The 25,537-nt window shown below is 59.8% G+C and carries 18 protein-coding genes; 10 read left to right on the top strand and 8 right to left on the bottom strand.

Annotation, left to right across the window (positions count from 1 at the left end; genetic code table 11):
- Positions 1 to 2 precede the first annotated feature (2 nt).
- Positions 3 to 905, bottom strand: a complete 903-nt coding sequence (locus AC13FN_RS02625) for an ATP-binding cassette domain-containing protein (RefSeq protein WP_197644096.1) — start codon at positions 903 to 905, stop codon at positions 3 to 5.
- Positions 906 to 1,036: 131 nt separating this feature from the next.
- Positions 1,037 to 2,068, bottom strand: a complete 1,032-nt coding sequence (locus tag AC13FN_RS02620) for a LacI family DNA-binding transcriptional regulator (protein WP_054171200.1) — start codon at positions 2,066 to 2,068, stop codon at positions 1,037 to 1,039.
- Positions 2,069 to 2,206: 138 nt separating this feature from the next.
- Between AC13FN_RS02620 and AC13FN_RS02615 the strand changes: the two genes are divergently transcribed.
- The 6 genes from AC13FN_RS02615 (at position 2,207) to AC13FN_RS02590 (ending at position 11,279) form a co-directional block, all read left to right on the top strand.
- Entirely contained in the window at positions 2,207 to 2,602 is a 396-nt protein-coding gene (locus AC13FN_RS02615) for a hypothetical protein (protein ID WP_482985199.1), read from the top strand.
- Between the two features lie 569 nt (positions 2,603 to 3,171).
- A complete protein-coding gene (locus AC13FN_RS02610; RefSeq protein WP_482985200.1) occupies positions 3,172 to 3,753 on the top strand; it encodes a hypothetical protein in 582 nt (193 codons plus the stop codon).
- A gap of 113 nt (positions 3,754 to 3,866) precedes the next feature.
- Positions 3,867 to 5,915, top strand: coding sequence for a hypothetical protein (locus AC13FN_RS02605; RefSeq protein WP_482985201.1), 2,049 nt, complete (start codon positions 3,867 to 3,869; stop codon positions 5,913 to 5,915).
- A complete protein-coding gene (locus AC13FN_RS02600; protein WP_482985202.1) occupies positions 5,916 to 7,688 on the top strand; it encodes a hypothetical protein in 1,773 nt (590 codons plus the stop codon).
- Entirely contained in the window at positions 7,681 to 8,220 is a 540-nt protein-coding gene (locus AC13FN_RS02595; RefSeq protein WP_482985203.1) for a hypothetical protein, read from the top strand. Before AC13FN_RS02600 ends, AC13FN_RS02595 begins: the two co-directional genes overlap by 8 nt.
- Positions 8,221 to 8,612: 392 nt before the next feature.
- Positions 8,613 to 11,279 carry an autotransporter outer membrane beta-barrel domain-containing protein gene (locus tag AC13FN_RS02590; RefSeq protein ID WP_482985204.1) on the top strand — a complete coding sequence of 889 codons (2,667 nt, stop codon included), beginning with the start codon at positions 8,613 to 8,615 and terminating at the stop codon, positions 11,277 to 11,279.
- Positions 11,280 to 12,790: 1,511 nt separating this feature from the next.
- On the opposite strand, the gene AC13FN_RS02585 is transcribed toward AC13FN_RS02590, so the two are convergent.
- Positions 12,791 to 13,618 carry a carbonic anhydrase family protein gene (locus AC13FN_RS02585; protein WP_482985205.1) on the bottom strand — a complete coding sequence of 276 codons (828 nt, stop codon included), beginning with the start codon at positions 13,616 to 13,618 and terminating at the stop codon, positions 12,791 to 12,793.
- Positions 13,619 to 13,827: 209 nt separating this feature from the next.
- Between AC13FN_RS02585 and AC13FN_RS02580 the strand changes: the two genes are divergently transcribed.
- Positions 13,828 to 15,030 (top strand): trypsin-like serine peptidase, encoded by a 1,203-nt coding sequence (locus tag AC13FN_RS02580; protein ID WP_482985206.1) that lies wholly within the window; start codon positions 13,828 to 13,830, stop codon positions 15,028 to 15,030.
- Positions 15,031 to 16,112: 1,082 nt separating this feature from the next.
- Here AC13FN_RS02580 and AC13FN_RS02575 read toward each other — a convergent pair.
- From AC13FN_RS02575 to AC13FN_RS02555, 5 genes are all read right to left on the bottom strand, one after another.
- Positions 16,113 to 17,618, bottom strand: coding sequence for a lytic polysaccharide monooxygenase (locus AC13FN_RS02575; RefSeq protein ID WP_482985207.1), 1,506 nt, complete (start codon positions 17,616 to 17,618; stop codon positions 16,113 to 16,115).
- Between the two features lie 238 nt (positions 17,619 to 17,856).
- Complete coding sequence (locus AC13FN_RS02570; protein WP_482985208.1) at positions 17,857 to 18,651, bottom strand: YaiO family outer membrane beta-barrel protein; 795 nt, start codon at positions 18,649 to 18,651, stop codon at positions 17,857 to 17,859.
- A 17-nt stretch (positions 18,652 to 18,668) separates the two neighbouring features.
- Entirely contained in the window at positions 18,669 to 19,265 is a 597-nt protein-coding gene (locus tag AC13FN_RS02565; protein WP_482985209.1) for an LbetaH domain-containing protein, read from the bottom strand.
- The gene (locus AC13FN_RS02560; RefSeq protein ID WP_482985210.1) at positions 19,252 to 20,391 is read right to left on the bottom strand and encodes a glycosyltransferase family 2 protein; all 1,140 of its coding nucleotides are present in this window, start codon (positions 20,389 to 20,391) and stop codon (positions 19,252 to 19,254) included. Before AC13FN_RS02560 ends, AC13FN_RS02565 begins: the two co-directional genes overlap by 14 nt.
- On the bottom strand, positions 20,391 to 21,008 hold the full coding sequence (locus tag AC13FN_RS02555; RefSeq protein ID WP_482985211.1) for a PIG-L deacetylase family protein: 618 nt from the start codon (positions 21,006 to 21,008) through the stop codon (positions 20,391 to 20,393). Before AC13FN_RS02555 ends, AC13FN_RS02560 begins: the two co-directional genes overlap by 1 nt.
- 453 nt (positions 21,009 to 21,461) lie before the next feature.
- Here AC13FN_RS02555 and AC13FN_RS02550 point away from each other — a divergent pair, with 453 nt between their 5' ends.
- The 3 genes from AC13FN_RS02550 (at position 21,462) to AC13FN_RS02540 (ending at position 25,403) form a co-directional block, all read left to right on the top strand.
- Positions 21,462 to 22,211, top strand: coding sequence for a CS1 fimbrial subunit B flags: Precursor (locus tag AC13FN_RS02550; protein ID WP_482985212.1), 750 nt, complete (start codon positions 21,462 to 21,464; stop codon positions 22,209 to 22,211).
- Between the two features lie 71 nt (positions 22,212 to 22,282).
- Positions 22,283 to 22,777: a CS1 type fimbrial major subunit gene (locus AC13FN_RS02545; protein ID WP_482985213.1), complete on the top strand. Its 495-nt coding sequence runs from the start codon at positions 22,283 to 22,285 to the stop codon at positions 22,775 to 22,777.
- Positions 22,778 to 22,862: 85 nt separating this feature from the next.
- Entirely contained in the window at positions 22,863 to 25,403 is a 2,541-nt protein-coding gene (locus tag AC13FN_RS02540; protein WP_482985214.1) for a TcfC E-set like domain-containing protein, read from the top strand.
- Positions 25,404 to 25,537 lie beyond the last annotated feature (134 nt).

Genomic DNA, 25,537 nt, shown 5'->3' with positions numbered 1-25,537 from the left:
GCTCAGGCTGCCGCGCGGGCACGGGCCTGCAGGCGCAGGCGCTGGAAGTACACGTCCTCGAGGTCGGGGGCTACGGCGGCGAAGCCGTCGCCGGGGTCATTGGCGCTGTGTACGTGAATCACCGGGCGACCACCGACCAGGCGGGTGGACAGCACCACGTAGCGTGCCTCGTGGTCGGCCAGTTCCGAAGGATCGACCTGCTTGCGCCAGACCTGGTGCTGCAACGCGTTGATGGCCTCGGTAGGCCGGCCGGTCAGCAGCACCTGGCCCTTGTTCATGATCGCCATCGTCGGGCACAGATCGGTCACGTCCTCGACGATATGGGTGGACAGGATGACTGCCACGTTCTCGCCGATGGCCGCCAGCAGGTTGAGGAAGCGGTTGCGTTCCTCCGGATCGAGGCCGGCAGTGGGCTCGTCGACGATCACCAGCCGCGGGTCACCCAGCAGCGCCTGGGCGATGCCGAAGCGCTGGCGCATACCGCCGGAGTAGGTGCCGAGCTTGCGCTTGCGGGCGTCCCACAGGTTCACCTGCTGCAGCAGTCCATCGACCACCTCGCGGCGCTGCGCCCGTTGGGTCAGGCCCTTGAGCACCGCGAAATGTTCCAGCAGGTCCAGCGCGCTGACTTTCGGGTACACGCCGAAATCCTGCGGCAGGTAGCCCAGCCGGCGGCGCACCGCGTCCTTGTCGCGCAGTACGTCGATCGGCGCCTCGCCGGGAATGGTGAGGGTGGCCGTGCCGCTGTCGGCTTCCTGCAGGGTGGACAGCGTGCGCATCAGCGACGACTTGCCGGCGCCGTTCGGACCGAGCAGGCCGAACATGCCGCGCGGGATGTCCAGGGTGACGTTGTTGAGGGCATGCACGCCGTTGGCGTACGTCTTGGACAGCGAATCGATCTTCAGCATGCGACGTACACCTTTCCATGGGCGATGTCTGCGCGTTATCCGCGCATCGGCTTCCGTGCGCATCCGCCGTTGGTCATGGGGGGAGAATTCCGCCGTCGCACGTTGAGGCGTGGCGGGAGGTCTGGTGGCGCTTACCGGCGCAGCGACGATTCCCGCACCACCAGCTTCACCGGGATGCTCTGGCCCTCCACCGGTTGCCGGCCGATCAGCGCCAGCAGGCGCTCCACCAGCAGCTGGCCGGCCTGCTTGGTGTCCTGCTGGACCGTGGTCAGCGCCGGAGACACCGAGGCGGCCAGCGGGATGTCGTCGAAGCCGGTCACCGCCACGTCCTGCGGCACCCGTAGCCCGGCCTCGCGCAGGGCGCGCATCGCACCGATGGCGATCAGGTCGCTGGCGGCGCAGATCGCATCGATCGGTTCGCCGCGCGCCAGCAGCGCCTGGCAGGCCTCCTGGCCGGAAGCCTCGGTGGTGATCGCATCGTGCTGCAGCGCCGGTTCGGCAGCCAGGCCGTGGTCCTGCAGGGCCGCGACATGGCCGCGGTAGCGCTCCTGGAATTCGGGGTAATGGCTGGAGGCATGGCCGAGGAAGGCGATGCGGCGGCAGCCCTGCTGCAGGAGGTGGGTGGTGATGTCATGCCCGCCCTGGAAGTTGTCGCTGCCGATCGAGACACCGGGCTGGCCGGGCAGGGCGGCGCCCCAGCGCACAAAATGCGTGCCCTGTTCGACCAGCCGCTGCAGGCGGTCGCGCGATTCGTGGTAGTCGCCGTAGCCGAGCAGGATGATGCCGTCGGCCTTGTTGCTGTCCTCGTAATCGGCCTGCCAGTCGGTGGACAGCTGCTGGAACGAGACCAGCAGGTCCTGCCCGTGCAGCGCGCAGGCGCGGGTGATCGAGCCCAGCATCGAATGGAAGAACGGGTTGATCAGCGAATCGTCGTTGGTCGGGTCCTCGAAGAACAGCAGGGCCAGGGTGCCGGCGTTGCGCAGGCGCAGGCTGGAGGCGTTCTTGTCGACCTTGTAGTTCAGCTCGCGGGCGATGCGCAGGATGCGCTCGCGGGTCTCGGCATTGACCATCGGGCTGCCCCGCAGGGCCCGCGACACGGTCGGCTGGGAGACCCCGGCCAGGTGGGCGATGTCCAGGGAGGTGGCTTTGCCTTTGATCGTCATGGGCGCGCGGAAGGGGCTGGGGAAAAGGTGCCTGGGCATGATGCCATGGGGTGGCTGCAGGCAGTCCCGCCCGATGCTGCTTGTGGTCAAGGTCGCAGGCATGCGACGGTCAGTGCCACAGCCTGATGGAGCCAAGCGGTGTCTTTTCGCCTGTACCCGGATGTTCCGGATGATTTCGAGGCGCGGATCCGTATCCTCGCGCCGGAGGAGGGCGGGCGGCGCACCCCGGCCCGGAACGGTATCCGCTGGGACTTCGCCTACGCCGCTGACGCCGGGGCGCCAGAGCTGTTCATGATCTGGCCTGACTTCCGGCACGCCGAGGGCGACAGCTGGGCGACCGAGCTGCCGCTGCCGGTGGGCGAGCCCCTGTTGGCCGGCCTGACCGTGGTCAATGAGGTGCTGAGGGCTGGGCTGCACCGGGAGCGTATCCGGCCGGGCGTGCGCTTCCACTGCCATGAAGGGCCCAAGGTGGTGGCGGTGGGGGAGGTCACGCGGGTCACCGGCCTGCTGCTGGATCGCCCCCTGCTTCGTTGAGGTCGGTTCCGACCCGGATCGGCCGGATTCCCGACGGGCCGGGGGCGAAGGGAATGGTAAGATGCCTCGTTCCGATATCCCCCATTCGCAACCGTGGGAGGTCCAGCGTATCGGCACCCCGTCGGGTGTGCTATCACTGGTCCAGCCCCGGACAACGGAAGAATCCATCTATGGCGCGCGGCATCAACAAAGTCATCTTTTATCACCTCGATTGACTCTACGAGACGTTCCGTGTCTTGTTATTAATTGGTGAGGATTGGCCAGTCACCCGTCAGAGAACTTTGCTGAATCGCTGAACGGTTTAATGTGACTGAATAGTCATCGTGAGACCTTTGCTCGGGTTTCTGTAGTCGTGTTGTGAGAAGCTAGCCTTGTTCGCTGCAGCGTTGAGGTTCGGCATGGCGCATCTCAGATATACGCACTCAGCAATAATTGACGGACGTCCTACCAAAGGATTTCCGATAGTCATTACTCGGGCGTTTGAGATTGATCGGCGCTCCCTTGAATATTTCTTTCATCTGCTTAGGACCCGCAATGTCGGGTCCATTCGCACATGTGCTGCACATCTGTTGGACCTGACTGCACAACTGGAAACAGATGAGCGAGAACTGGAGTCGATAGACGAGGCTTGGCTCGCTGCTTACAAAAACGCGATATCGAAGCGTTTTAATTCAAAAGGGAAGAAGAATTCAGAAAACTACGCTTGCCAGGTATTGAGGTCTGCAATTTCCTATTGCTACTGGGTCGAAGAGCAAGGGTATGCCCGCTTGTTGTGCGGGACTAGTAATTTGCATGCGATTCAAATCGCGTTGCGCGGCGATGAATCAATTTCTCATCCTTTGTTCAAGGATAAGTCGACAGATAAGCGGTCGGCCAAGGCGCCGAGATCGGAGTGGATTGCAAAGGTCAAGGCGCACGCCCGTGTGACTGACAATGCATCGTTACTTGGTCGTGAAGAAATTCAAGAGGATTTCTCGGACAAAGCGAGAGCGTTATGTGGAACCGCAGGAAATATTCGTCTCGGAGACCACGGGGCGTGGAATGTCTGCCAAGGCGTTCTCAAATACAGTGAGGCGCGCGTTTTTGAAGGCGATATCAGCCAACGAGCTGCAAGAGGAGCAGCGAGTGTGGCTCCACGGACTAAGGCATAGCTTCGGAACTAGGCTGATCAGGCGTCTAGATGAGGATGGTATTCGGGAGCCGGAGCGCATTGCGCAAGTTGGTACGCGACACAGATCCGAGGCGAGCTTGGAGATCTACACATATGAGCGATTTAGCGGCAACTTCAAGTAGCCGCAAGCGGCTGAGAAGGACGCCTCTAGTTGTTGCTGAGGCGGAAGGCGCTATCGCGCATGTGCCGGTGAAGGATTGGGTTTTGGTATGTGGTCCCGGGAAACGGTTGAACGTTGCGGTTCTTAAGAATATTGAGAATGGAAGTAAGATTCTCTATCAAGCCAATCTCTATCTTCGCGATCAAGCTTCACCATCGTCTATCGGAAATACACTTCTTCGATACTTTCGCTGTGCAGAGGCCGAAAACGGTCGGTTGAATGCGGCGTCTCTTGCGAAGTATAGATCGCAACTAAATAACGATGATCGTTCGCAAGCTAATACAAAGGTGCAAGTATACGGAGCTGCGAGAGGATTTGTTCTAAAGCTCATGAGTGCGGGCGTTCTGCCAGAAGAAGAGCTGCCTCTGAATTTCAAGTCAACAGTCAAGAGGGCCTATCCGACGCTTTCTCAACTGGCGGGAGATAGTGTGAATAGCGTCATTCTGGGGAATGAATATCGCCTCGAGAAGATCAAGGAGGATCGACGTCTGGATCACGTGGTGGCAATTGCGTTGTTGTTTGATATCACAGCCATCCATGCGGTGCATACCTTATCGATGGATCGGCTTGAATCTAGACTGGAGGATTGCGAGCTGGTCAATCATATGATTGATGAGGTTGATGGAGGAAAGGTGTGTGAAGAAAAGACCTCTAGTAGTTTCAATGACAGCTACGGCTCGGGAAGATCGCAGGACGATGCGATTATAATTCTTTATGCAAAATATGGGTTCGACCTGCCGGCGGTTGAGCAATGGCCACCTGGAATCTACTTGTTTCTAAAGGCGCGGGGAATGACATCCAGGGATGTAAGGAGAATGTTCTCTGAAGAGCGTGGGATGATAATGTCTCTCGTCGAATCCGCGGGTCCAGTCGCGATGGGCATAGCCAAGGAGGTGGAGGGCTGGACTCATGCGCAACTTGATCGCCGTACCGTTTATCTCGCGCTGAGCGTCCTTTATGTAACGTATGGCAGGCTCCTTCCAAAGTCGTCCTTATGGCCAGAGGGAGTTGCTGACTATCTCAAGTTCCGTGGGTGGCCTCCTTCTAGAGTTGCTTCTGCGTTCTTTCCCAGCAGCAAGCTACATGCTCATCTGATGATGATGCTTCTCTCCCATGAGGAGCTCGCGCCAAACGTTTCATCAGTTCTAATTCACTCTTCCATCGAAACCGTTCTGGAGGGTGTCGTAGATGGAGACTGGGACGTCCATCTGGGAAAGAAAAGGGGTGGGCCCACGACAGCGACCATTGAGAGTGGTGATCGAGCAATGATCCTCACTAGGCGCTATCAGGTCATTCATCGCCGTGCGTTGCTTGAAATTCCAGAGGGGAGGGAATGGCTAAAGGAAGAGCGCTGCCCTCTGATGTTGAGAATTGGTGGAAAGGATAGGGCGTCTGGAATTGGTAAGTATCACATCGGAGATGCAGCCGACATGGCTGCTCGGACGATGGAAATATATGCAGAATCCAGTCCGCTTCTCAAAACAATCAAGCATCATCCTTGCGCGAGGAGCTTCCGAGCGACCATAGCTTCTATCCTGCATCTACAAGGAGCCCCGATCGGGAAAATAAAGAAGAAGCTAAATCACAAGCAGTATTCAACGACAGTTGGATACGTTGGTAGCTTGGGTGCTGAGTCAAGGTTGCGCGGTCGCCAGATTGAATTTCAGAAACGATTGCTGGATGAAGTCAAGGGTGTGTCGGGCTCGGCGAAGCAGGCGCGGGACGAAGTGGAGAGGGAGGAGGTAGTAGAACTTGCCCATATGGTGCTCACTGATGACTCGACGGTTGCGCTGTGGCTAGCCTGGGTCCGCGACATTGAGTCCAGTGAAGCTCGCCTTTTGTTTGAGAGTCCGGCGCGCTGGTCCGGCTACTGGCAGATGCGTCTTGCCGAATATCATGTACTGCTCTCCAAAGTGCCAAGTTCTCAGATAAAGCGGGCACAATCCGCCGCAAACTGCATCGTTCTGCCGAGGGTTGAGTAGATGGTGGACCATGCGGGCCTTCGTAAGGAAGAGCTTGATCAGCAGAAGCCCGCATTCTCGTTGTTGAATGACATGATCTCGGGTCATTTCGATGAAGATGTTTGGCACTTCTCTGGTCATGTTCCGGGTGTCGCCCCTTCCAGCTACACAGTTCATTGGGATCTCAAATGCGATCTACGAGAGACGGTCATGTATGGGGCGTGGCCATCTTGGATTGCTTACGGGCAACGCCTGGTCAAGGAGGTTTGCGACTCGCCGTCATCTCGAATCCGCAGTGCGGGTAGTGTTGTGTGCCTGGCTAGAAATGTCCGGGCGTTCTGCATTTTCTGCTGCTTCGATCAAGGATTGACCTCAATCCGCAGTTTTGGTCGAGTGCATGCAGATGCGTACATTGGCTATGTTCAGCGCTTGCAGCTTTGCGCTTCGGCCGCGGATGCCAGGCTATCAGCACTAAGTTACGCATGGAAGGCGCGCAATGCCGTTGGGCATGGGCCCGAAATTAGTCCATTTGGCTATCGGGAGCGCGCTGCGATCGCCCGTCGCATTGGAGTTCCAGATGGGCATACGCCAACGCTTCCTCCGCTGGAGCTGTTTCGGATCCTTGATGAAGCAATCGCGTTGATTGAGGCTGCTCCAGCCCTGCTGCGTGATCTTCAGATCTATCTTAGCTATTCCGGAATAAAGTCATCGCATAGTGCCTGGTTTGAGGCCATGTGTGGTCGATCATCACGCATGTTGTTTGGGGAGGTTCGCGCTACTTACGGCGCATGCATCACCATCCTCCTTTCATTCACTGCGGCGAGAAAGCATGAAGGTGCCGCAATTCAGGAGGAGGACGTAGCTCGATCAGTCAAGGAAAGCGTAGATCTGATTAGCAGGGAATACAAAGGCGCAAGGTGTGCTGGCGGACGAGCAACTTCCCGCCCGTTGATTGGAGTTGTCAGGAGCGCGCTGGATGTGATTCGCGGCCTCACGGCGGAAACGAGGCTTCGCTCGCGTGAACAGTCCTTGCTCCTTCGGGTCCCATTCCAGCACACCTGCTCAAGGGAAGGTAAGGCTCACTGGGCGCTTGACTCCAGAGGTATCTACAATCTGCTTGATGCCTTCGCCAAGCACATAGGCGTTGACTGCAAGCTGCGGCCACATGTGTTCCGGCGGGCGTACGCGCTGCTCTGGACGTGGCGTTTCGAGATGGAGGATCTGTTCTTTCTCTCTAGGGTCATGCTTCACAATGATCCGGGCTTCACGAAAGTATACGTTGAAGATGAGGATTCGTGGTCATTCATGCCTGAGGCCATCAGGGAGCTAACTGTGCAAGTTCTTGAGGATTCCCTACTCGGCGTGCGCGAGTTGAGTGGAGGTGTGTCTTCGACTCTGAGGCGGTATATGAGAATTCTGCAGTCGACTGTGGTTGTTGTCGATCCCCATGCGGTAGACGTAATTGTTCGCAGGATTGTCGGCGATCATGGTCTTAGAATTGTTGCGAACTCTGATGGCTACTGCTTCATGTCCCTTGGGCGGGCCAGACGGGCGAAGTGTTCGCTTGATGGAGTGATGCCAAATTATGGAAACAGAACGCCTGAGATGTGTGCGGGATGTCCGAACTTCGGTGTCGATTTGTCGCGGGAGTCAATCTGGAAGGAACGCTTGGAGCGTCACCAGGTAGTTCATCGAACGACGAATTATCCGGAGCTTCGAACCGCATCGAACAAGGCTATCGCCATGTGCAAGCGGGTGTTGCGTTGGATACGAAAGGAGTCAGGGCATGCGTAAGCCATCCGAGCAATTTCGGGCCGCTATCCTTTCATCTCTTGATAGCCTGCTAGCGACCGGGGAAAAGTTCACCCGAGCCGAAGTTGTGAGTGGTGCTCTACTGCCTAATGGAGATCAAGTTGGGCGTTCGACTCTCTATAGGAAGGATAAGTTCGGGAACTTCGTACATGCGGACCTGTTGCGAGTCCTTGATGTTGCAGTAGCTCCGAGTTCGACTAGCAAAGCTAAGATCGAGAGGCGTGATGTCGCTGAGCGAGTTGCGCTCAGGAGCGAGAACGTCTCTCTCATTGATCAGGTGGTCACGCTCGAACGGAACCTTGATGTTCTTGCTTCCCAGGTGAGAACGGGGCGAGGAAGGGAGCGGTTGCTGGAGATGGAAAAGTACGTTCTTGCAAAGATTCTGAGCGAAAGAGATTCAAGTCTTGTCCTTTGCCGTCGGGTTGTTTCCGAATTCGAGCGGCGGTTCGCAGGAAAGAGCGAGATAGTTGATGCGATGCAGATTCTCGATCATTGGAGGGCTGGAGGCGAGTAGACCTATGGCCACGTGGTGCAAGAAGAATGCCGTAGACACAGTGCCGACCTAGCTCGGGTGCTCCAATCTACGTTTCCGACCATTGTTACATGCTAGCTGTGGTCCATGTCGCTGAACTGGGAATAGATAGACTCTGGCGTTCTCCTCGCAAATTTTGCACCGACGGAAGGCCCATAACTAGGGAGGAGGCATGATGTCTCTGCACGCGCTCGTCTATTGCAGACAAGCCGCGCCCTTGACACCAGCGATAGTCGTCACAGTCGTTGGTTTTGGAGCAAGTTGTAGGTACATAGACGCAGTTCTCCATCACGATTCGCATTGCCTTAGGTCCTCTGCGACCTCGCAGGTGCTATGCACCTCGCCACTCAATTTCGTGCTCGGAGATCTGCTGCATGCGTCGTCCCCTCGTTGCTCAACGTCCTCTTTCCTTGATGGTGGCACTCGCCCTGTGCTCGGGCTTACCGGAGAGCGCCTACGCGGGAGATGATGACCAGTGCGACGCCATCTCTGTAGCCGAAGGCTGCGAACCTGACGACCAGGGCGATGCCCGGAGCATGAAAGGCTGGCTGATGGGTGGCCTGGCCCTGGTGGCTGGTGGTGCTGCAGCTGCCGGCGGTGGCGGTGGTAGTAACGGCGGCGGCCAGAACGGCGGGAACGGTGGCGATATGACCCCCGGCCAGGAAGGAGGCCAGTTTGGGCCTCTGCAGACACTGACGGCCGCTGGCGCACACGCCATCTGGAGCCAGAACGTTGATACCCGCATCTCGGGCAACGTTCGTAATGACGGGCAGCTGCAGCTTACGGCGGGCAGTCTTCGTGTTCTCAATGATGGTGACCTGCGCAACTACGGCACGATCACCGTCGGTGAGCAGGCACGGCTTGTGCTGGAGAACGACGCCGATATGGAGAACCATGGGCGTGTAGAGCTGCATGGACAGTTGCTGTTGCGGCGTGACGCCAGCGTTGACAACGTCGGCGGTCTGCTGGCACGCAATGCCAGCATCACCCTCAACGGTGACTCGGGCATTGAGAACCTGGGGGAAATGGAGCTGCACAATACCTTGCTCACCCTGCAGGGCGAAAGCGAGTTTGACAATGGTGAGCGTCGTCGCGATGCGAGGCTCCTCGTCAATGGCGGCGGCTTTGTTCTCAACGGGATGTCTGAGTTCGACAACCATGGCACGGTCAGCGCATCCGGCGTATTGCACCAAGGCGCGCTGGTGAATGCCGTCACTGCGCAGGTGGGTACTGAGCGCGATGTCATCGAGAGTTTCAACAATCGTGGCACGATCGAGATGCTGGCCGATGCTCGCGTCCTGAACCTGATCGCAGAGAGTCACGCCAGCACCGGGATCAATCGCCTGGGCGGGCATATCCTGAGTCAGGCCCGTGGCCTGTCGGTGCTTCATGCCGAGGGCCTGCGGGCAACACTGTTGAACCAAGGCACGATTACCCTCACTGGCGACAACGCGGTGGCGATGTCCGGTGGTCGCGGCGCCACGCTCATCAATGACGGCACCATCAATCTTGGCGTCTCCGGCAGCATCAATGGCCAGAACATGGTCGCCATGCAGTCCGACGGCTCAGCCATCATCAACAACCGCCGCGGCGGCGTGATCAACATTCATGCAGACAATTCGCACGCCTTCCGTATGGGGCCGGGCGCCGGCGGGCAGCTGATCAATAATGGCGTCGTTCACGTCTACGGCAATGGCAGCGGCATCAACGCCGACGATACGACCGCGAACGCCAATCGACCCGGCCCGGACGTGGGCTGGCAAGCCCCGAGAGGTATCAGCGGGTATACGGTCGGGACCAACGCCGATGGCAGCGCCGGCCGCATGGTGTTGCACCAGGGAGGGCAGCTGTCTGATGTTGCCGTGGATACCGGTTTCACCCGAGGCACCGCGTCCTCGCAGGTGCGACTGACCCAGGTATTCTCCGGCGCTGAAGGAGGCGAACAGAATATCCGCAGTACCAGCGTGGTATGGCGCGCGCAGGCCGAGCGCGATGATCACGGCAGCGTCGACGTGGTCATGACCCGGAATGACTACCGCGAACTTGCCGACGCTCCACTCCTGGGGGTGGCCGGTGCGCTGGAAGCGGGCTATGACAACAACGTGCTCTATCACAGCCTGGAAGTGGCCGATGCCACTGCGTTCAATCGTGCCCTGCAGCAACTGTCCGGCAGCGAACTCGCCGCCTCGAGCGTACGCTCGGCCGCTGACGGTGACGCCTTCTGGTCCAGCCTGGCGCGGGCAGCGCCGGTCAACGGACATCGCGTCCTGGCCTTCGGGCCCGACTCAGAGGCCACCTACGGCGTGCGCGGGACCGGTGCAGGGATGCAGGTGGAGATTCCCATGGCGGGGGGGCGGCAGCTGCAGCTGATCTCGGGCATGCTCGGTTCGGATTTCTCCAGCGATGGCGGCCAAACGCGCAACCAGTCCCGTTTTGCCGGCCTAGGCATCGGTCAGTCGCTGGGCGCATTCACCCTGCAGTACAGCCTGGGTAACGAGTGGCACCAACTGGATGGCCAGCGCAGCCTGAGCTGGGGCAGCACCCAGCTCGAATCGCACAGCCGCCGCAGTCTGTCGCGCACGCGCTTTGGCAGCCACCTCAGCCGGGACATTCACGCAGGCGGTGTGCACTGGCAGCCCCGCATCGGTGTCAGCGCCTACCACAGCCGCGAGCAGGGCTTCCATGAGTATGGCGCGCACGCCTTTGGCCTCTCGGTGGGCGCAGGCACGCGCAGCGGCGTGCAGATGGAACTTGGCTCAACGATGGGCGCGCGACTCGGCACGAACTGGCGGCTGCGTGGTGACGTTGCCTTGATTGGATCCGTGGTGGGCAATGCCAGCAGTCGAGTTGCACATCTCCATGGCGCCGGCAGCCAGGCCTTTGAGCTCCCGGGTGCGATCCCACGAGGGGCGGACTTTCGGCTGATGCTGGGCGCTGACTATCGACGGGCGCGCCTGTCGATCAGCGCCGCGTTGATGGCGCAGCGCAAATTTGACGTCACTGACACGCAGGCCCAGCTGCATATGGGCTACACCTACTGAAGTGGGAATAGTCACGCCGCCAGCTGCCTGTCAAGGCAGTTGGCTTTGACTTGACCAAGGACTTGCTTCGACATGCGCGCTGAGATTGTCTTCTATGCAGGCGTCACTTGAACTTGGCTGGCTCTCGGTCTTGCCGGTTGGCGGCTGCTGCAGAATACCAGGCAGGCGCCACTGAAGGGTTACTGCTCTCGACGGCCTCTGTTGCTCTGCTGATTCTCTGGGATCGACGCCTCACTGGTGATATCTGATGGTCAGCACTGAGCGGGGTAGCATTGTTGGCAGTGACAGGTGTGCTTCTCACAGGTTGAGCGCGGGCTCAGCGCACCACCTCCTCATGATCAAAGCGTCTTCTACGCTTGGCGTGGCACCAGAGTCTTCAACGATGTGTCGCACTCCTGCAGGGCCCGATAAGCGACAGGGGGTATTCTCGGGGCGGGGCCTGCGCCGGGCCCATCGCCTGAGTTCTCCAATTAATTGCATGCCTCAGTAGCTCGTTGGTACCGGACTCCATTTCAGGTGTTTATGAGAACTAGACCTGCAACGGTGTGAAGAGATTGAGGAGGACGCCTCCGGCGGCTGCGCAGCGGAAGGCGCCATTGAGTTTTCCGGCGCTATCGACCCATACGAACTCAGATGCGGCCCGTCAAACGACTTCAGCCAAAGCTTGTCTTCTACAGCGTCTGGCAGGTTGTAGGTGCTTGGCTAGACCCAGCAGCACCTTCAGAACTTCCCTCCGCGCGTCCCGGCGCGGCAACCAACGCGCCAGCTTCGGGAGGAGCGCCCATCAGAAGCGTCAATCGATCACGCCGGTACCCACGCGGAGTGCAGCAGCGACGGCTGAGTGTGAAGCCCAGGCGCAGGCTGTAGAGAGATGTTGCGGCAAACAGCCGAACGCGCTTTACGTGCTCTGGATGCATATTCTCATCTCGTCCTTACGGAGCCGTGCCTATCTTAATCGGTGATGTCTTCTCAATTATGTGCATCCATGTGCCTGGCGGCTTGGGCGCGAGTGAGGTGTCTCATGGCGATTGGGCTGAATGAGGAGCCTTGCGCATTCAGCTACGGACCGAGTGATCCGTTCGCCGCAGCGATTGCGGCGACAGCCAAGGAGTCAGGTCATCCAGGGTGGGTATTCGCATGTGGGATCCTACTGGAGGCGGTAACGGTACGGTACGTAGTGGACCAAACCGGTTTCACCTCATAGCAGGTAATACTGCCGCGCGGCCGCCATGAGCGAATTCGCGCGATGATCGCGGAACTGTAAATCCTCTTTATCAATATGGGCGAAATCCTGAAGCGCGACCTCGTGGACCTTGTCTAAAGCGTGCCCCACCCTCGACGGCGGCTAGTGGGAAGAACTGGAAGTTGGCGTGGCATGGCAACGTTGACTCAGTCAGGTGCAACCGCGTCCGCTCCCCAAGGCGGCGTCCAATTCCCTGAGGGGAATGCATCAGACCACCCTATCCGTGTCGCGTGACCGCGATGCCACAAGCCCCGCTCCCGTCGCTGCTTCAGGCGTCGAGCAGCTCGATGCGCCCGCCCTTCAGGTGGTACATCGCGCCCTTCAGTGCGATCACGCCGGTCCGCTCCAGCCCGGCCAGCACGCTGCTCTGCTGACGAATGCTCTGCACTGTCATGCGCACGTGCGTGCGCGCTACTTCATCCACGAAATCCAGATTCTTCTCATCGCGCCTGCCATCGCATACCGTGGCTTCCACGGCCGGCTTCATGCGATCGACCAACCCTGTCAGGTTGCCCATCTGCGCGCCCGCAATCGCGCCTTTGATGGCGCCGCAGCTGCTGTGGCCCATGACCAGAACTAGTTTGGCACCGGCCATGGCACAGGCAAACTCCATGCTGCCCAGCACATCGCTGTTGATCAGGTTACCGGCAAGGCGGGTATTGAACACTTCGCCGATACCAACATCCATCAGGATCTCAGCTGGCGCGCGCGAGTCGATGCAGCTGAGGATGATCGCGGTGGGATATTGGCCGCCGCCAGTGGCTGCCTTCTGGGCCAGATAGTCGTGGCGAAGGGGGCGGTTGGTCCGGAAGCGTTCATTTCCGGCCATCAGCCGATCCAGCACCTGCTGGGGGCTCAACCCATCGCGCTCGTCCTTCTCCAAGGCAACGGCGAAGGCGTCGCCCGGCAGGGAGAGGCCAATTCCCGCCATCGCCGCACAAGCCGCGGCGCCGGTGGCCCCGATGCCTCTCAGAAGATTGCGACGGGACGCGTTGCAATCGCTGTGATCTTCAGTGCGGCGTCGTACGGGCATGAGCTTACCTTTCTCTACGAGGATCGTAAAATCTAGCGAAACGGCCATCCGATTGATCTGCAAATAGTTCGATATTCCATATTCCACATCAAGATTTCCGCCCGCCCTGGAGGTTTGGATGCTCGATAGCTGGGGCGTATAGCGACTGTGGTCACAGAACTTCTGTAAATGTGTCTGTAATTTCTCAGGCAGCCTTTGGGCGTATCTATCTGTTCGACGGAATCAGACTGTCCCGAACACTATCGAAATAATTTCGATTGGAGACTCAAGTCATGAAGCTTGGATCACTTGCTATCATGTTGCTGCTGGTACCATCGGTCGCTATTCCTGCTGCGCCCAGTGGTTCGAGGTCCGCCAATCTGCGAAGGGTCGCCGAGCCCAAAAGTGTCGATATTCGCTTGGATGCCGGTCATCGATCGATCGAAATTCGAGCGGCGGACGCAACTTTTATTAAGGTCCATTTCGAACGGTTTTCTCTACCCGATGGCGTGACCTTGGAAGTCGCCAGTCCAGACGGAATGCAAGTCTATCGCTATGGCCGTACAAAGCTTGATGCTCATAAGGTCTCTAAAGAGTTGTTGGGCCAGGATGGCGCAACGAGCTTCTCGGCCATGTCCGTGCTTGGCCCGGTGGTGTCGCTTCGCATCGTCGGATGGGCGGGCGAGTCATGGTTGCCCGGGCAGGGTGTAGAGGTGAAACGCTATCTGGAGGGCTATTCGGAGGAAAGGCTGGCCGAGCGGCATCAGATGGGGAGGGGCGGTGGGGCGGGTACGAATGAAATTTGCATGGCTGACAACAAGCGGCCGGTGGCCTGTTTCGCCTCCGACGACTCCGTTGCTTTTGATCGCTCGCGCCCGGTAGCGCGGATGTTGTTGATTGACGGCTTTACTTGCACCGCATGGCGAGTTGGTCCAGATAACCTGCTTTTCACCAATAACCATTGTGCCGATGAGGCTGATGAGATCGCAGGTGCGGAGTTTTGGTTCGACTATCAGGCACCAGCATGTGAGCACATTGGCCCCGTAGCGCCAGTCCGAGTTGCCGGCGATATCCTGTTGAAGACCAGTCCTGGACTCGACTACACCTTATTCACCGTAAAGGACTTCGGTGCGATCGCCGAATTCGGCTACTTAGGTCTGGACGTCGCAGAGCCGGTCCTGGGCACCGAGATCTTCATCGCAGGTCACCCCGGGGGGCGGCGCAAGGAGCTAAGCGTGGTGAGCGACAAGCCTGAAGGGCGATGCCGGATCGATAGCTTCTACAGGCGCGAGCCAGTATACAGCTGCGATACCGAGGTCGGAAATTCAGGGTCGCCTGTCATTGCGCGAGAGAACCACCGAGCTCTAGTCCTGCACAACAAGGGCAGGGCATTTGGGGAGTGCAGTAATTCGGGAACTCCGATTTCCTCGATCTGGCCAGAAGTGTCAACTTACTTCGGCGGAAAAATTCCTGTAGGCGATGACGAGGCGAAGTAGGGGGCTGGCCAGCAGGGCAGTCCGGACAATGCGCTGGCGCGCGGAGCAAACTATGGTGTGCATTGACACTATAGTTGGTGCCTCAATCGCCCCGGTTTGCGCGAGCTATGTGTTCGTCTGCTACACGAACTATGGTGTAAGGCCCACATAGGTGGTCAGAGATTCAAGGATCTCCACGTCGCCGGATCTGAGCGGACTGACGTTGCAGCGCCGCGATGCTTGGAGATAGACGAGAATGAATAGGGACGGCCAAAGATTAGCTGTGAAGCTGACCTGTAGAAGCTTCCGCCCAGATGCCTAGGGGCCTTGGGCTAGGCAGCCGTGATTGAAGATCTATGCTTGCCGGGCAACTAAAGTCCGGTCCATGCATCGTCCCTAACGGCTGAACCTATGTTTTCCCCTAGGTTCAAAACTATGGTTGCCCGTCTGCGCGACGGGCTGATCGCTTAACGCATCCTGCGCGGAGCGCTAGCTGCGCGTGCACCGTAGGGGCGTGGGACCGCCGAAGCCCCATGCGCTCAATATCCAGTGCGAGCAGCAGCTCAACATTATCCAAACTATCACGGATGCGCGTATAGCCATGGCCGTCGTCATGGCCGTAGTCAAGATGGGTTTCTAACAACATTGCTAGCAATGGGTAGAGCACATCGCCATCCTCGGACGCTGCCTCCCTCAATAGCAGAGCTAAAGCGGAACGACGAGGCGCAGTCGCTGCTTCCTCTGAGATGGAAGTGATGGCCAAGAGGCTGTTTCGGGGGGCGAGCACGTTGTTCATGATTGCATTCGCCTGTGCCGCTGGCGCGCTGGGAATGGAGGCTGAACATTGCCATCATCGAAGCGGATGCCCCATACAACAATTGCGAAATTTTCTCAGCTGTAATCCCGGAGCTCGGGGCGCAGTGTGGTTTGATGCGTAGAGGCCGATCATTTGCCAGATCTGGCAGGACGTTGTTCCGCTGAATGTGCTACAGACGTTCTACCTTGGTTCGGGCTCTTCAGTAGCGCCAATTGCGCTTGGCAGTTGTATGGAACAGACGCGCACGGCAAACCGGCGCGTCTGTTCGGGTTGGCCCGGACGCAGATCAATGATGCCCGGTTTTCGCTCTGCCCTTGGCGCCGGCAGTGGGCTTCCAGGCCGGATGCCCTTCACGATGCGCGGCCTCGCTACCGGCTGCATACGGCCAGTCCTTGTCGCCCCAGGTTGCTGGCGGTATCTGGCTGCACCACGCTGTTTCCATGCACGTATAGCTTTCGCCATCCAGGCCAATGACCGTCGTGCCTTGTCGGTAGGTGGCTACCGCGTCACGACGCCAGTGGTGGCCCGGTTCCACCGGCCCGCCGGTATCCAGGCTGAAGGCGCTGCTGTAGCCATCCTTGAGCCAGATGCGGTTGGCCGCCAGATTGCTCCGGTCCAACACGATTTCCTTTGCTTTCTGCTTGCCTCGGCTGCGTACGGTGTCCCGCAGTACCCCGATGCGTACATACACGGCATGATCAGCATTCAATTTCTCGGCCAGTTCACGGGCCCACATATGGTTGACGACGTTCGCTGCAGTGATCGGCCATTTGACGTCCACGCGCTCGATGCCGGACTTGTTTTCCGGCGTGCCCGCATCGCCGCCCATCACGCGGAACCGCACCGTGTCGCCCACTGCCGGGGTGAATCCGGGCAGATAGGGTTTCTCTTCGATCCACGGGAAGCCGGGGTCGACGCCGCCATTGCGATCGATGTCGACATCGCTGCAGTTGAAGAAGCCTTCATTGCCGGCGTCCTGGCGTTGCCAGTAGTTGTACAGCACGGCTTTGCCTTCGCGTCCGGCGGGAATGGGCACCTTGATGGTATAGGTAGGGTGCGGCTTGCCTGGCGGGTTGGCCGGTTCCGGGGCGGGCGCCGGCGCGTTGTACACCTCTTCCAGGTCGTCCCAGCGCAGGGCGCGGCTGCCGTCATAGGACGGCTTGGAAAGGAATACCCGCAGCACGGCAGGGTTATGCGGCTGGGTCAGGTCCCAGCGCACTTCCAGCCGCCCCTGCGCATCCAGTGTCGCCGGATGTGGCGCCCAGGGCGTGGCGACCTGGTCAAGGCCGCGCTTCCTGGGATCGCCACCGGCGCAGAGCAGGCCATCGGGCACGGCGCGCTTCACATCGGCCATGTCCTGGCCCTGGTTGTGTGGATTGGCGGCCACCTCGTTCCACTGCTGGAAGGGGTAATAGCCCTGCTCGGTGACCGCGTGGTACGCGGCGCGGCAATCCGGCCGTGGAATCGTGATGTTGCCCGGATCGTCGTAACCGCGATCGATGAAGCACTGGTATTGCCTTGCTATGGGCTTGGCCACGGCGCCATGCGCCTGCGCGTCCCGGATGGGCAGTACTACCATTCCCATCGCCATTCCCATCGCCAGCGCACCCCACTGGTGGGTACGTTGCATCCAACTGCGCCTCTTCCATTCTCGCTTCATGACGTCGTCCTCGTGGCATGACAAGACCGTCCGTCTTGGACGGTCCGTGCAGTAGCAGCGTGTCGGAATCAAGGGAGGGTGAAAATGGAGGTGCGATGAACCCTGATCAATCAACTCCGCGACCGCGATCACGTTTCCATTCGTTGAATCGCTCGTGTGGACAAAACAACAGGGGGAGGATGGGGAGCGACACCCCTGTGGCAGTTTCCCTCGACGCCAGACAGGTTCAGCCGGGCGGTGCAGTGGGGTGGTTGTGGGTGTTCGCTCTGGAGCTGAGACAGTTCACGGCTTGTGGGTGTTGGCGCTCGCTGCGCTGTTGATCCATTGTTGAATGGTCCGCCCAACGATGGGGCGCGGTCGCATGAGGACCTTACCAGTGATAGCTCACGCCCACGCGCCCGGTGGTACCGTGGTAGCGCTGGTTCGGGCTGTCATGCCACGTCCTCCCGACTACCGCATCCAGCCGCAGCGCGTGGGTCAGTGGCTGCACGCGGCGCAGGCTGATCGCCTTTGAGTGACTGTCGCGCAGTTCGGGGCCGGCCGAATATGCAAAGGCGGAGGTGCCGCGGCCCATCCAAAGCTGCGTGGAACCGGCGCCCACAGTATCCCGGAGACGCAGGGACAGCAGATGGCTGCCGCCGTCATCGCGGTCGGACAGGTCGTAATGCGTGTACCGGTACGAGGTGATCCAGCGGCCACGGTACAGGCTGGCCCCGCCGTGCCACGCCAGTGCCTCGACATTGCCCTCGTAGGCGCTCCACCTGGCCCCGCCGTGGACGATCAGGTCGCTACGCAGTTTGTAGTTCACCTGGTGGCCGACGTCGCGGTTGGAGAACACCGCATCGTCACTTCCATAAGCCACCACGCTGCGGCCGGACCAGCGATGATTCCAGTGGTGGTAGGCAAGCACGTTGGCGCGTTCACCGTGGTGGACATCGCCACCGAAGTCGCGGCGGCCCTGGGCCAGGCCAAACACGAGGGTGTGTTTGCCGGCATCCACACCGAGATCCACCTGGGTGACATCGCGCTCGCCGCGCTGGGCGGAATACGCAGTGTGCTCATGGTGAAGCGCGGCGCTCTTGAGCTCCAGTGCATGGGCGCCAAGCGGGAGTGCGGCAAGGGCAAAGGGGGCGCCGAGGCGGGTGAAGAGGGTAGAGGCAGTCATGAGGGACTCGGTGAGATTCAACAGGCGACGACCGACTGGCGCAGCTGATAGCGCCCGGCCGGAAGATTGCGTTCAACGGTGATGCGCGGCCCCAGTTGGGTATGTGCGGCAACTTCACGACCGGGCAGGGTGATGACCTGCACGCCAAGGCTGGCGTGGGCGCCGATCAGCGCGCCAAGTTTGTCGCGGCCGGTGTCCCGCAACGTGCCGTCGACCATCGCCCGGATCGTGGCGCGATCCAGGCGATGGTTGCTGGTGCGCACTTGCGCTCCCAGGTAGGCGTGTGCGCCGATGCAGGAGTCGGCCACGAAACACTGAGGGCCGATGCTGGCATCGTGCTGGACGGTAACGTTCTTCAGCTCGGTGGCAAACCCGATGCGGGTGCGGTCACCGATCTCGGCGGGTCCGCGGATCAGCACGTTGTTGCCGATCACGCAGTCGGCACCGATCCGTACCGGTCCCAGGATGTAGGCCCCGTGGCAGATCCGGGTGCCGGCACCTATCTCCACGTTTCCCGCAAGTACCGCCGTTGGCGCGACCTCCGCCGTGGGGTGAATCGCTGGGGCAAGACTGGCCAGGGACTCGGCCAGCGCATCGAGTTCATTCCACCACATTGGCGTACCTCGTCGGTTTGTCGCGGCTGGGCTCCCTGCCGGTGAACAGGCCAGCCAGGCCATGCGTGAGCCAGATCAGGTAGGCCAACAGCACGTAGAGCACGGCCACGCCGGCGGTGAGCACCAGCAACGGCGAGCGGTGGTGGATGGCGCTGATTAGCCCGAACGCCATCGCGATGACCACCCATGCCCATGGCAGCAACGCCAGCACCACGCCGACCGGGCCGTGCGCCTGCAGCGCGCCGCTCCACGCGAGCGCCATCGCGGCCAGGCCGACCAGCACCACCAGCAGCATAGGCAGAATGCTGAACAGGCCAAAGCGCGTGAGCAGCAGCCGGCGATGCAGGCGCATGCACACCGCATAGCCGACGATCCAGCGGCGCCAGCGCTTCCATTCCTCGCGCATTGAGTTGCATTCCTGCGGGTACACCACGCACCGGTTGGATTGGCGCACCTTGTAGCCCTTGGCCACCAGTGTCCAGGACAGGTCCAGATCCTCGACCTTGGTGCGGTCGGTGAAGCCTTCCCGGCGCAGGACACTGGTGCGGAACATGCCACAGGCGCCGGAAATGATGAAGGGCGCACCGCCCAGCAGTTGCTGGAAGCTGCGCTTGAGAATGATCATCGGCATCTTCAGGCTGGCGCGGATGTGTGGAAGTACTCCTGCGTTGCGCAGGTTGGACGAGGGAATGCCACCCACGGCATCGGCGCCTGCCTCGATCTCGGCCAGCAGATAGCCCAGCCCGTTGCTGGCGGGGTCGACGAAGGTGTCGGCGTCGGTTAGGAACACCTGACGCGCAGTCGCGTGGGCAATCCCGTTCATCAATGCACCGCCCTTACCGGTGTTCTGCTGGTGAATGGCCACCAGTCGCCCGGGAAACTCGCGGGCCAGCGCATCGATCACCTCGCCGGTGCCGTCGGTGGAGCCGTCGTTCACGCAGATCACCTGTTGGATGTAGGGATTGCGCAGCAGGTTGCGCAGCGATTGATCCAGGCAGGGCTCTTCGTTGTAGGCGGCCACGACCGCATCGACGCAGCGCAGGTGTACGCTCGGTCGTCTACGCCAGCGCATCGCCAGCAGGCTGCCGATCACCACGCACATCACCAGGAACAAGGCGGTCTTCATCACAGCACCATGCGGTAGGGGATGAAGCCCTCGCTGGGACCCAATCCCACCTGCTGACCGCGAAAATGCGCCGAGCATCGCACCTGGTCGTGCTGCATGTACTCGCGATGCTGCTGGCTGCGGTGTTGCGACAATGCATGCAGCTTCTGCTCCAGGTGCATGCCGATGTCTTCGTAGATGCACGGGGCGAAGTTCGGCCAGGAACTAGGCGTCTCGTAGCACAGCACCTGTGGCACACCGCGGCAGGCGATGATGCTGGCCTGGAAGATCGCGCGATGGTCCTGGTGGCGGTCATCCTCGAACATGGTATAGACGCGCTGCGGTGCAGCCCGCTTGCAGGCCAGTTCAATAGCGGCAATCAGCGCCGGCACGCGGCTGTCCAGGCGGGTATCGGGCAGATCGTGCTGGTCGATCCGCTCCACTCCCAGCGAGCGCAGCGCCGCGTGCGATTCGGAAGGCCGGTCGATGGGCTCCGGTGCTCCTTGGCTCCCGCGCGTCAGGATCAGAGCATGAACGGTGGCGCCGCGCTGGGCGAGCTTTGCCAGGCTGCCACCGCAGCCCAGTTCGATATCATCCGGATGCGCCCCGATGGCGAGGACGCGGGAAAGGGGGAGCACGATCTGTACCTCTTACAAATTGGATGCCCCGTCATGGAAAGGGGCGTGCCGCATTACGAGATTTGCGGGTGGTGCGGCATTCTCATCCATAGCAAAAATGGTTGCTATGAAACTAATTCAATAATTTGTCGGGACCCGCGGCCTCAGTGTGCACAACTCATTGAAAATTCGAACTAATTGCAATCCTTTAAGGGCGGGGATGTGCGATGCTTGCCATAATTCAATAATTTCACGGACGTGGTATTCGCGGGCGATCTCCTGAATTGTTTTCTAGAGATTGTTGTATTGGCGCGACATCGTCTTCAAGGCATATTGTGTCGAGTCTCGATTGCGGATCTACCTCAAGCTCGCGAAATGCAAGCGAGTACGGAGCCCGGTGATAGCGATTCTTCTGTTGCGTAGTTTTTAGATTCAAGCGCCGCTGCTTGAACTGCCAAATAATGGAGTCATCCGATGAAAAGTCTGTTACTTCTGGCGGCTGCCGCGGTGGCGCCTGTCTTGTCTCACGCCGCCGCTCCTGTCATCCATGTTGGGGCGATGTACGAATACTTCGAGCCAAGCAAGAGTACGTTGCTTAAGCGCGTTCGCAATAGTGGTGATGCCACTGCATTCGTTCGCATCGACGTGCGCGAAGTGCACTACGGCACCGACTTTATGCCGCGCGAGTTGGATGTAGATACTTCCCAGGCGTCTGTCGGCGGAACCACAACTGGCCTGATCGCAAGCCCGTCGCGGATGATCGTTCCGGCCAATGGCCAGCAAGCCACGCGCCTGCTCTACCAGGGCGACCGCAACCAAGAGCGCTACTACCGCGTGCGTTTTGTTCCGGTCATGCCCAAGGCTGGGGAGTTCGCGCTGAGTGAATTGGAAAGTGTCGAGTATGGTCAAAAATTGTCTGTGGGCGTGAACGTAATGACGGGTTATGGGGTGTTCGTAATTGTGCACCCAAACAAGCCTGTTTATGACGTGCGTACCGAAGCGCAAGGCGACAAATTCGTGCTGCGCAACCTCGGCAACGCCACGGTAGTGCTAGATAATCTGCGCGAGTGCATTGGCAGCGGCAAGGCTCCGCAATGCAGCGAGCCCCGCAAGATCCACTTGCTGCCGCAGCGCACTCAGGATTTCGCTCGTCGTGCGGATCTGCAACATCGCTTCGAACTCGTTGAGGGGGACAGCCGTAGTGCCGTCCAGCTCAGCCTCTAGATTCCCATCGGGAATCGCCATCCATCGGCACGCTTCCGCTTGCCATCATCACTCCCTCGGAGAACCTCGTTATGACCATCAAGAAGACCGCTCTGGCCGCCGTGGCCGCCATTATCCTGACTCCGGCCGCTGCCTTCGCCGAAACCTTCAACCTACAGTTCACCGTCGAAGCTGCCGTGCCGTCGTCGACTGGCTTGGAAGTGTCGCCGGTCGGCGATTGGGCCGGTACGACGCAGAACATGCGCTGGAACCTGGCTACCAGCCGCTTGGATCCGATTGATCAGCAGATCGACGTGAAGAGTGGTTTGGGGGCAATTACTGCCTACCTGACCACCAATGCCGTCCTGACCAGCGCTGCCAACTCGATCGACCTGAACGTGTCGGTGGCGGGCATGACGCTGCCGGTGGGTGCCGCCAGTGCCGTCCAGATCGCATCCGCAACTGAAGCCGCGGCCAGCAAGCGCGTCCCGATGAGGGTTTCCGCCGCAGCCCCGACCGGTTCTGGCTACGCCCAGGGCAACTACCAGGGTAACGTTTTCATGATGTTTGAAAGCGTCGCTCCTTAATCGTCCCACTAATTGCTCCACCCAGCAGTAGTTGCTGCGATCTAGAGGGGCGCGCAAGCGCCCCTCATTTATTCAAGGACTCGCCATGGTGCTCCGTTTCCGACCACTCGCCGCCGCTGTAATGCTTGCCTGTGGCTGTGCAACGGCGCAGGCGGCACCGGCGGCGCTGGATAACCTCAATCTGCTGGACCAAGCGGGCTCGTTGCCGGACGGTTTCCAGGACCACTTTTTCGATGTGCCGCTGATACTGCGCATCGAGCTTGATGGTGGCTACCTCGGCGACGCCCGAGCGTTGCTCGCCCGTGACAATACCATCCGGTTGATTGACTTCACTGACAGCCACGAGAGTGTTCTACCCAATAGCGAACGTGAGCGCTGGTTGGCCGTGCTTGCCTCGCAGCGCCCACTGGGTGCGTGCGAGCGTGAGTGCGAAAGTGGGCTTGCACAGCTGCACTACAGTCTGGAAAGTTCGCTACTGTCAATCGCGACCAAGCAAGGGGCGATTGCCGTCAGCGTGGCACGGCATCATGCACTGCCCGAAAGCGGTAGCAGTGGTTTGATTCTGCGCCATCATCTGAATGTCTATGGCGGTGATAACTTCAGTACATCCGGACGTTACGCGGTGGACGCAGTGGGCAGCATCGGCCAGTGGACTGCTAATGCCAGCTACCAGGTTGATCGCAGCGGCGGTGAGGATGGAGCGTTGCGTCACGCAGTGCAAAGTCTCTATGCACAGCGAGAGTTCAACGATCACTTCTTGCGGGTAGGCTACTTCCTGCCCAACTTTCAGGGCGTGACGCGGCAGCCACGTGCGCCTGGTGCTGTCAGCTACACCACAGTTGGCGTGATGGCTGGCTCGTCCGACAATCTACGCATCGACAGCCAAGCGGTTAGCATTTATCCGGTATATGTCACTGCCAACCGAGAGGGTAGCGTGGAGGTGTACCGCGATGGCGCCCTGATTCACACCCAGTCGCTGCAGCCTGGTCTGCAGCAGCTAGACACTAGGCGCCTGCCGGGTGGCATCTACGAGGTCGAACTACGGGTCATCGAAGATGGTCGCGAAACGTCGCGTGAGACTAGCCTGATTCACAAGCCCACGCATTGGCGCGACCCCAGTCAGCGTTGGCGCTACAGCGCATTCGCGGGACAGCAGCGTAGTCTGTTCGACAGCTTTCAGGATCCGGACGAGGGAGATGTCGCCGTGGGCGGCATCCTGAACTATCTGGCCCACCCGAGGGCCGTGGTCGGTCTGGCCGCACAGCAGGTCGGTGATGAGCGCGCAGTCGCCACCTCGTTGGATTGGCATGCCAGCGATCGCCTAAACGTCTACACCAATGCGTACACCTCTGATCGTAATGGCCGTGGCGTCGATTTTCAGGGTCTGCTGCGCTACAGTCAGGGGACTGTCACCGTTTCACACAACCGGACTTGGCAGGAGCGGCGTGTCTACCAGGACATTCCGTTCCGCCCCGTCGTGCCAGATTTTGACACGCGCTCGGGCTGGCTACGCAGCAGCGCGGTCTCGCTGAACCATCGCGTAGGCGACACTGGTAGCCTAGCCGCGCGCGCGGTTTACAACCGAGGCGTCAGCAGCGGCGCCGGCCTTGACCTAGCCTATAGTAAACGCCAAATTCTATTCGGTACCGATGCAACTTGGCGTGCATCGGTTTTCGATCGCCCAGGTAATACCAGCACCGGTCAGCGTCGCAACCGAGGCGTGGAGTTCACCTTGAACCTGTCATTGGGACAGGATGGGCGCCGCTACAGTGGAAGCTTAGGCAGCCGCACAGGTCGCGACGGCGGGCGCGATCTATATGCCAGTGCAGGTGTGCAGCAGAGCTTCGACGACGCACCGATCAGCCGCGTGGGTGCACAGGCTTCGCTGGACGGTGAAGGCGTCGGCCTGAGCGCCAACGCGAACTTCCAACACCCGGCCCTGGTCGGAGACTTCTATGCCCAGCGTTCGTCAAGTGGCGGCCTGCTCAGCGGCGGCGTGAACCTTGAAAGCACGATGGCCATCGGCGGGGGCAAGTTGGTTGTGGCTGGCGCGCTGCAAGGAGACGCCAGCACTGGCATGATTCTGGATGTTTCCTCAGACCTGCCGGGCGTTTCGCTGCGGGCGATCGATAGTCGTGGCGATTCCTACCTGCTGCAGCCAGGCCGCAACTTCCTACCGGTGACGGCGTACCGTAGCGGCAACCTTCACATTGATTTCGATGGCCGCGCCGCGCCGGCGGCGGCGATTCAGCCCGCTTCGCTCAACTACCATCTCAACAAGGGCGGGGTAGCATACGGAAAGGTGGACGTGGTCAGCACCGTCACAGTGATGGGCCACTTGCGTGATGCCGATGGAAAACCGTTAGGTGGCGCGTACGTTGTCAATCATGCAGGGCGTAGCGTCAGCGAGGTTGATGGCTTCTTCACCCTGGAAATGAGTAGGCGCCAGCCGACGCTAGAAGTGCAGCCAGCAGCCGCTAGCAATTGCAGCATTACCTTCGATATCGAACAGAGTCAGCTGCAGGATAACGTGCTGTTGGCGGGCAACGTCATTTGCGGATCGACAGGCGCCGTTTCCGTCACGGCTGTGAACACCAAGGGGAGTAAGCTTGGCGATGAAAATTAGTCAATTTGCTGACTCTGAATCAAGAGCGTTTGCATCACTAGAACCAACAGCGTCCGGCTCAAAGCAGTGGCATATTTTGTACCCAAATAGCCGGGGGAATAAAATCAAGCAATCTTGGGTTCCAGGAGACATTT

This window comes from Stenotrophomonas sp. 115C5, assembly GCF_056861055.1.
This window is presented reverse-complemented; position numbering and strand designations above follow the sequence as displayed.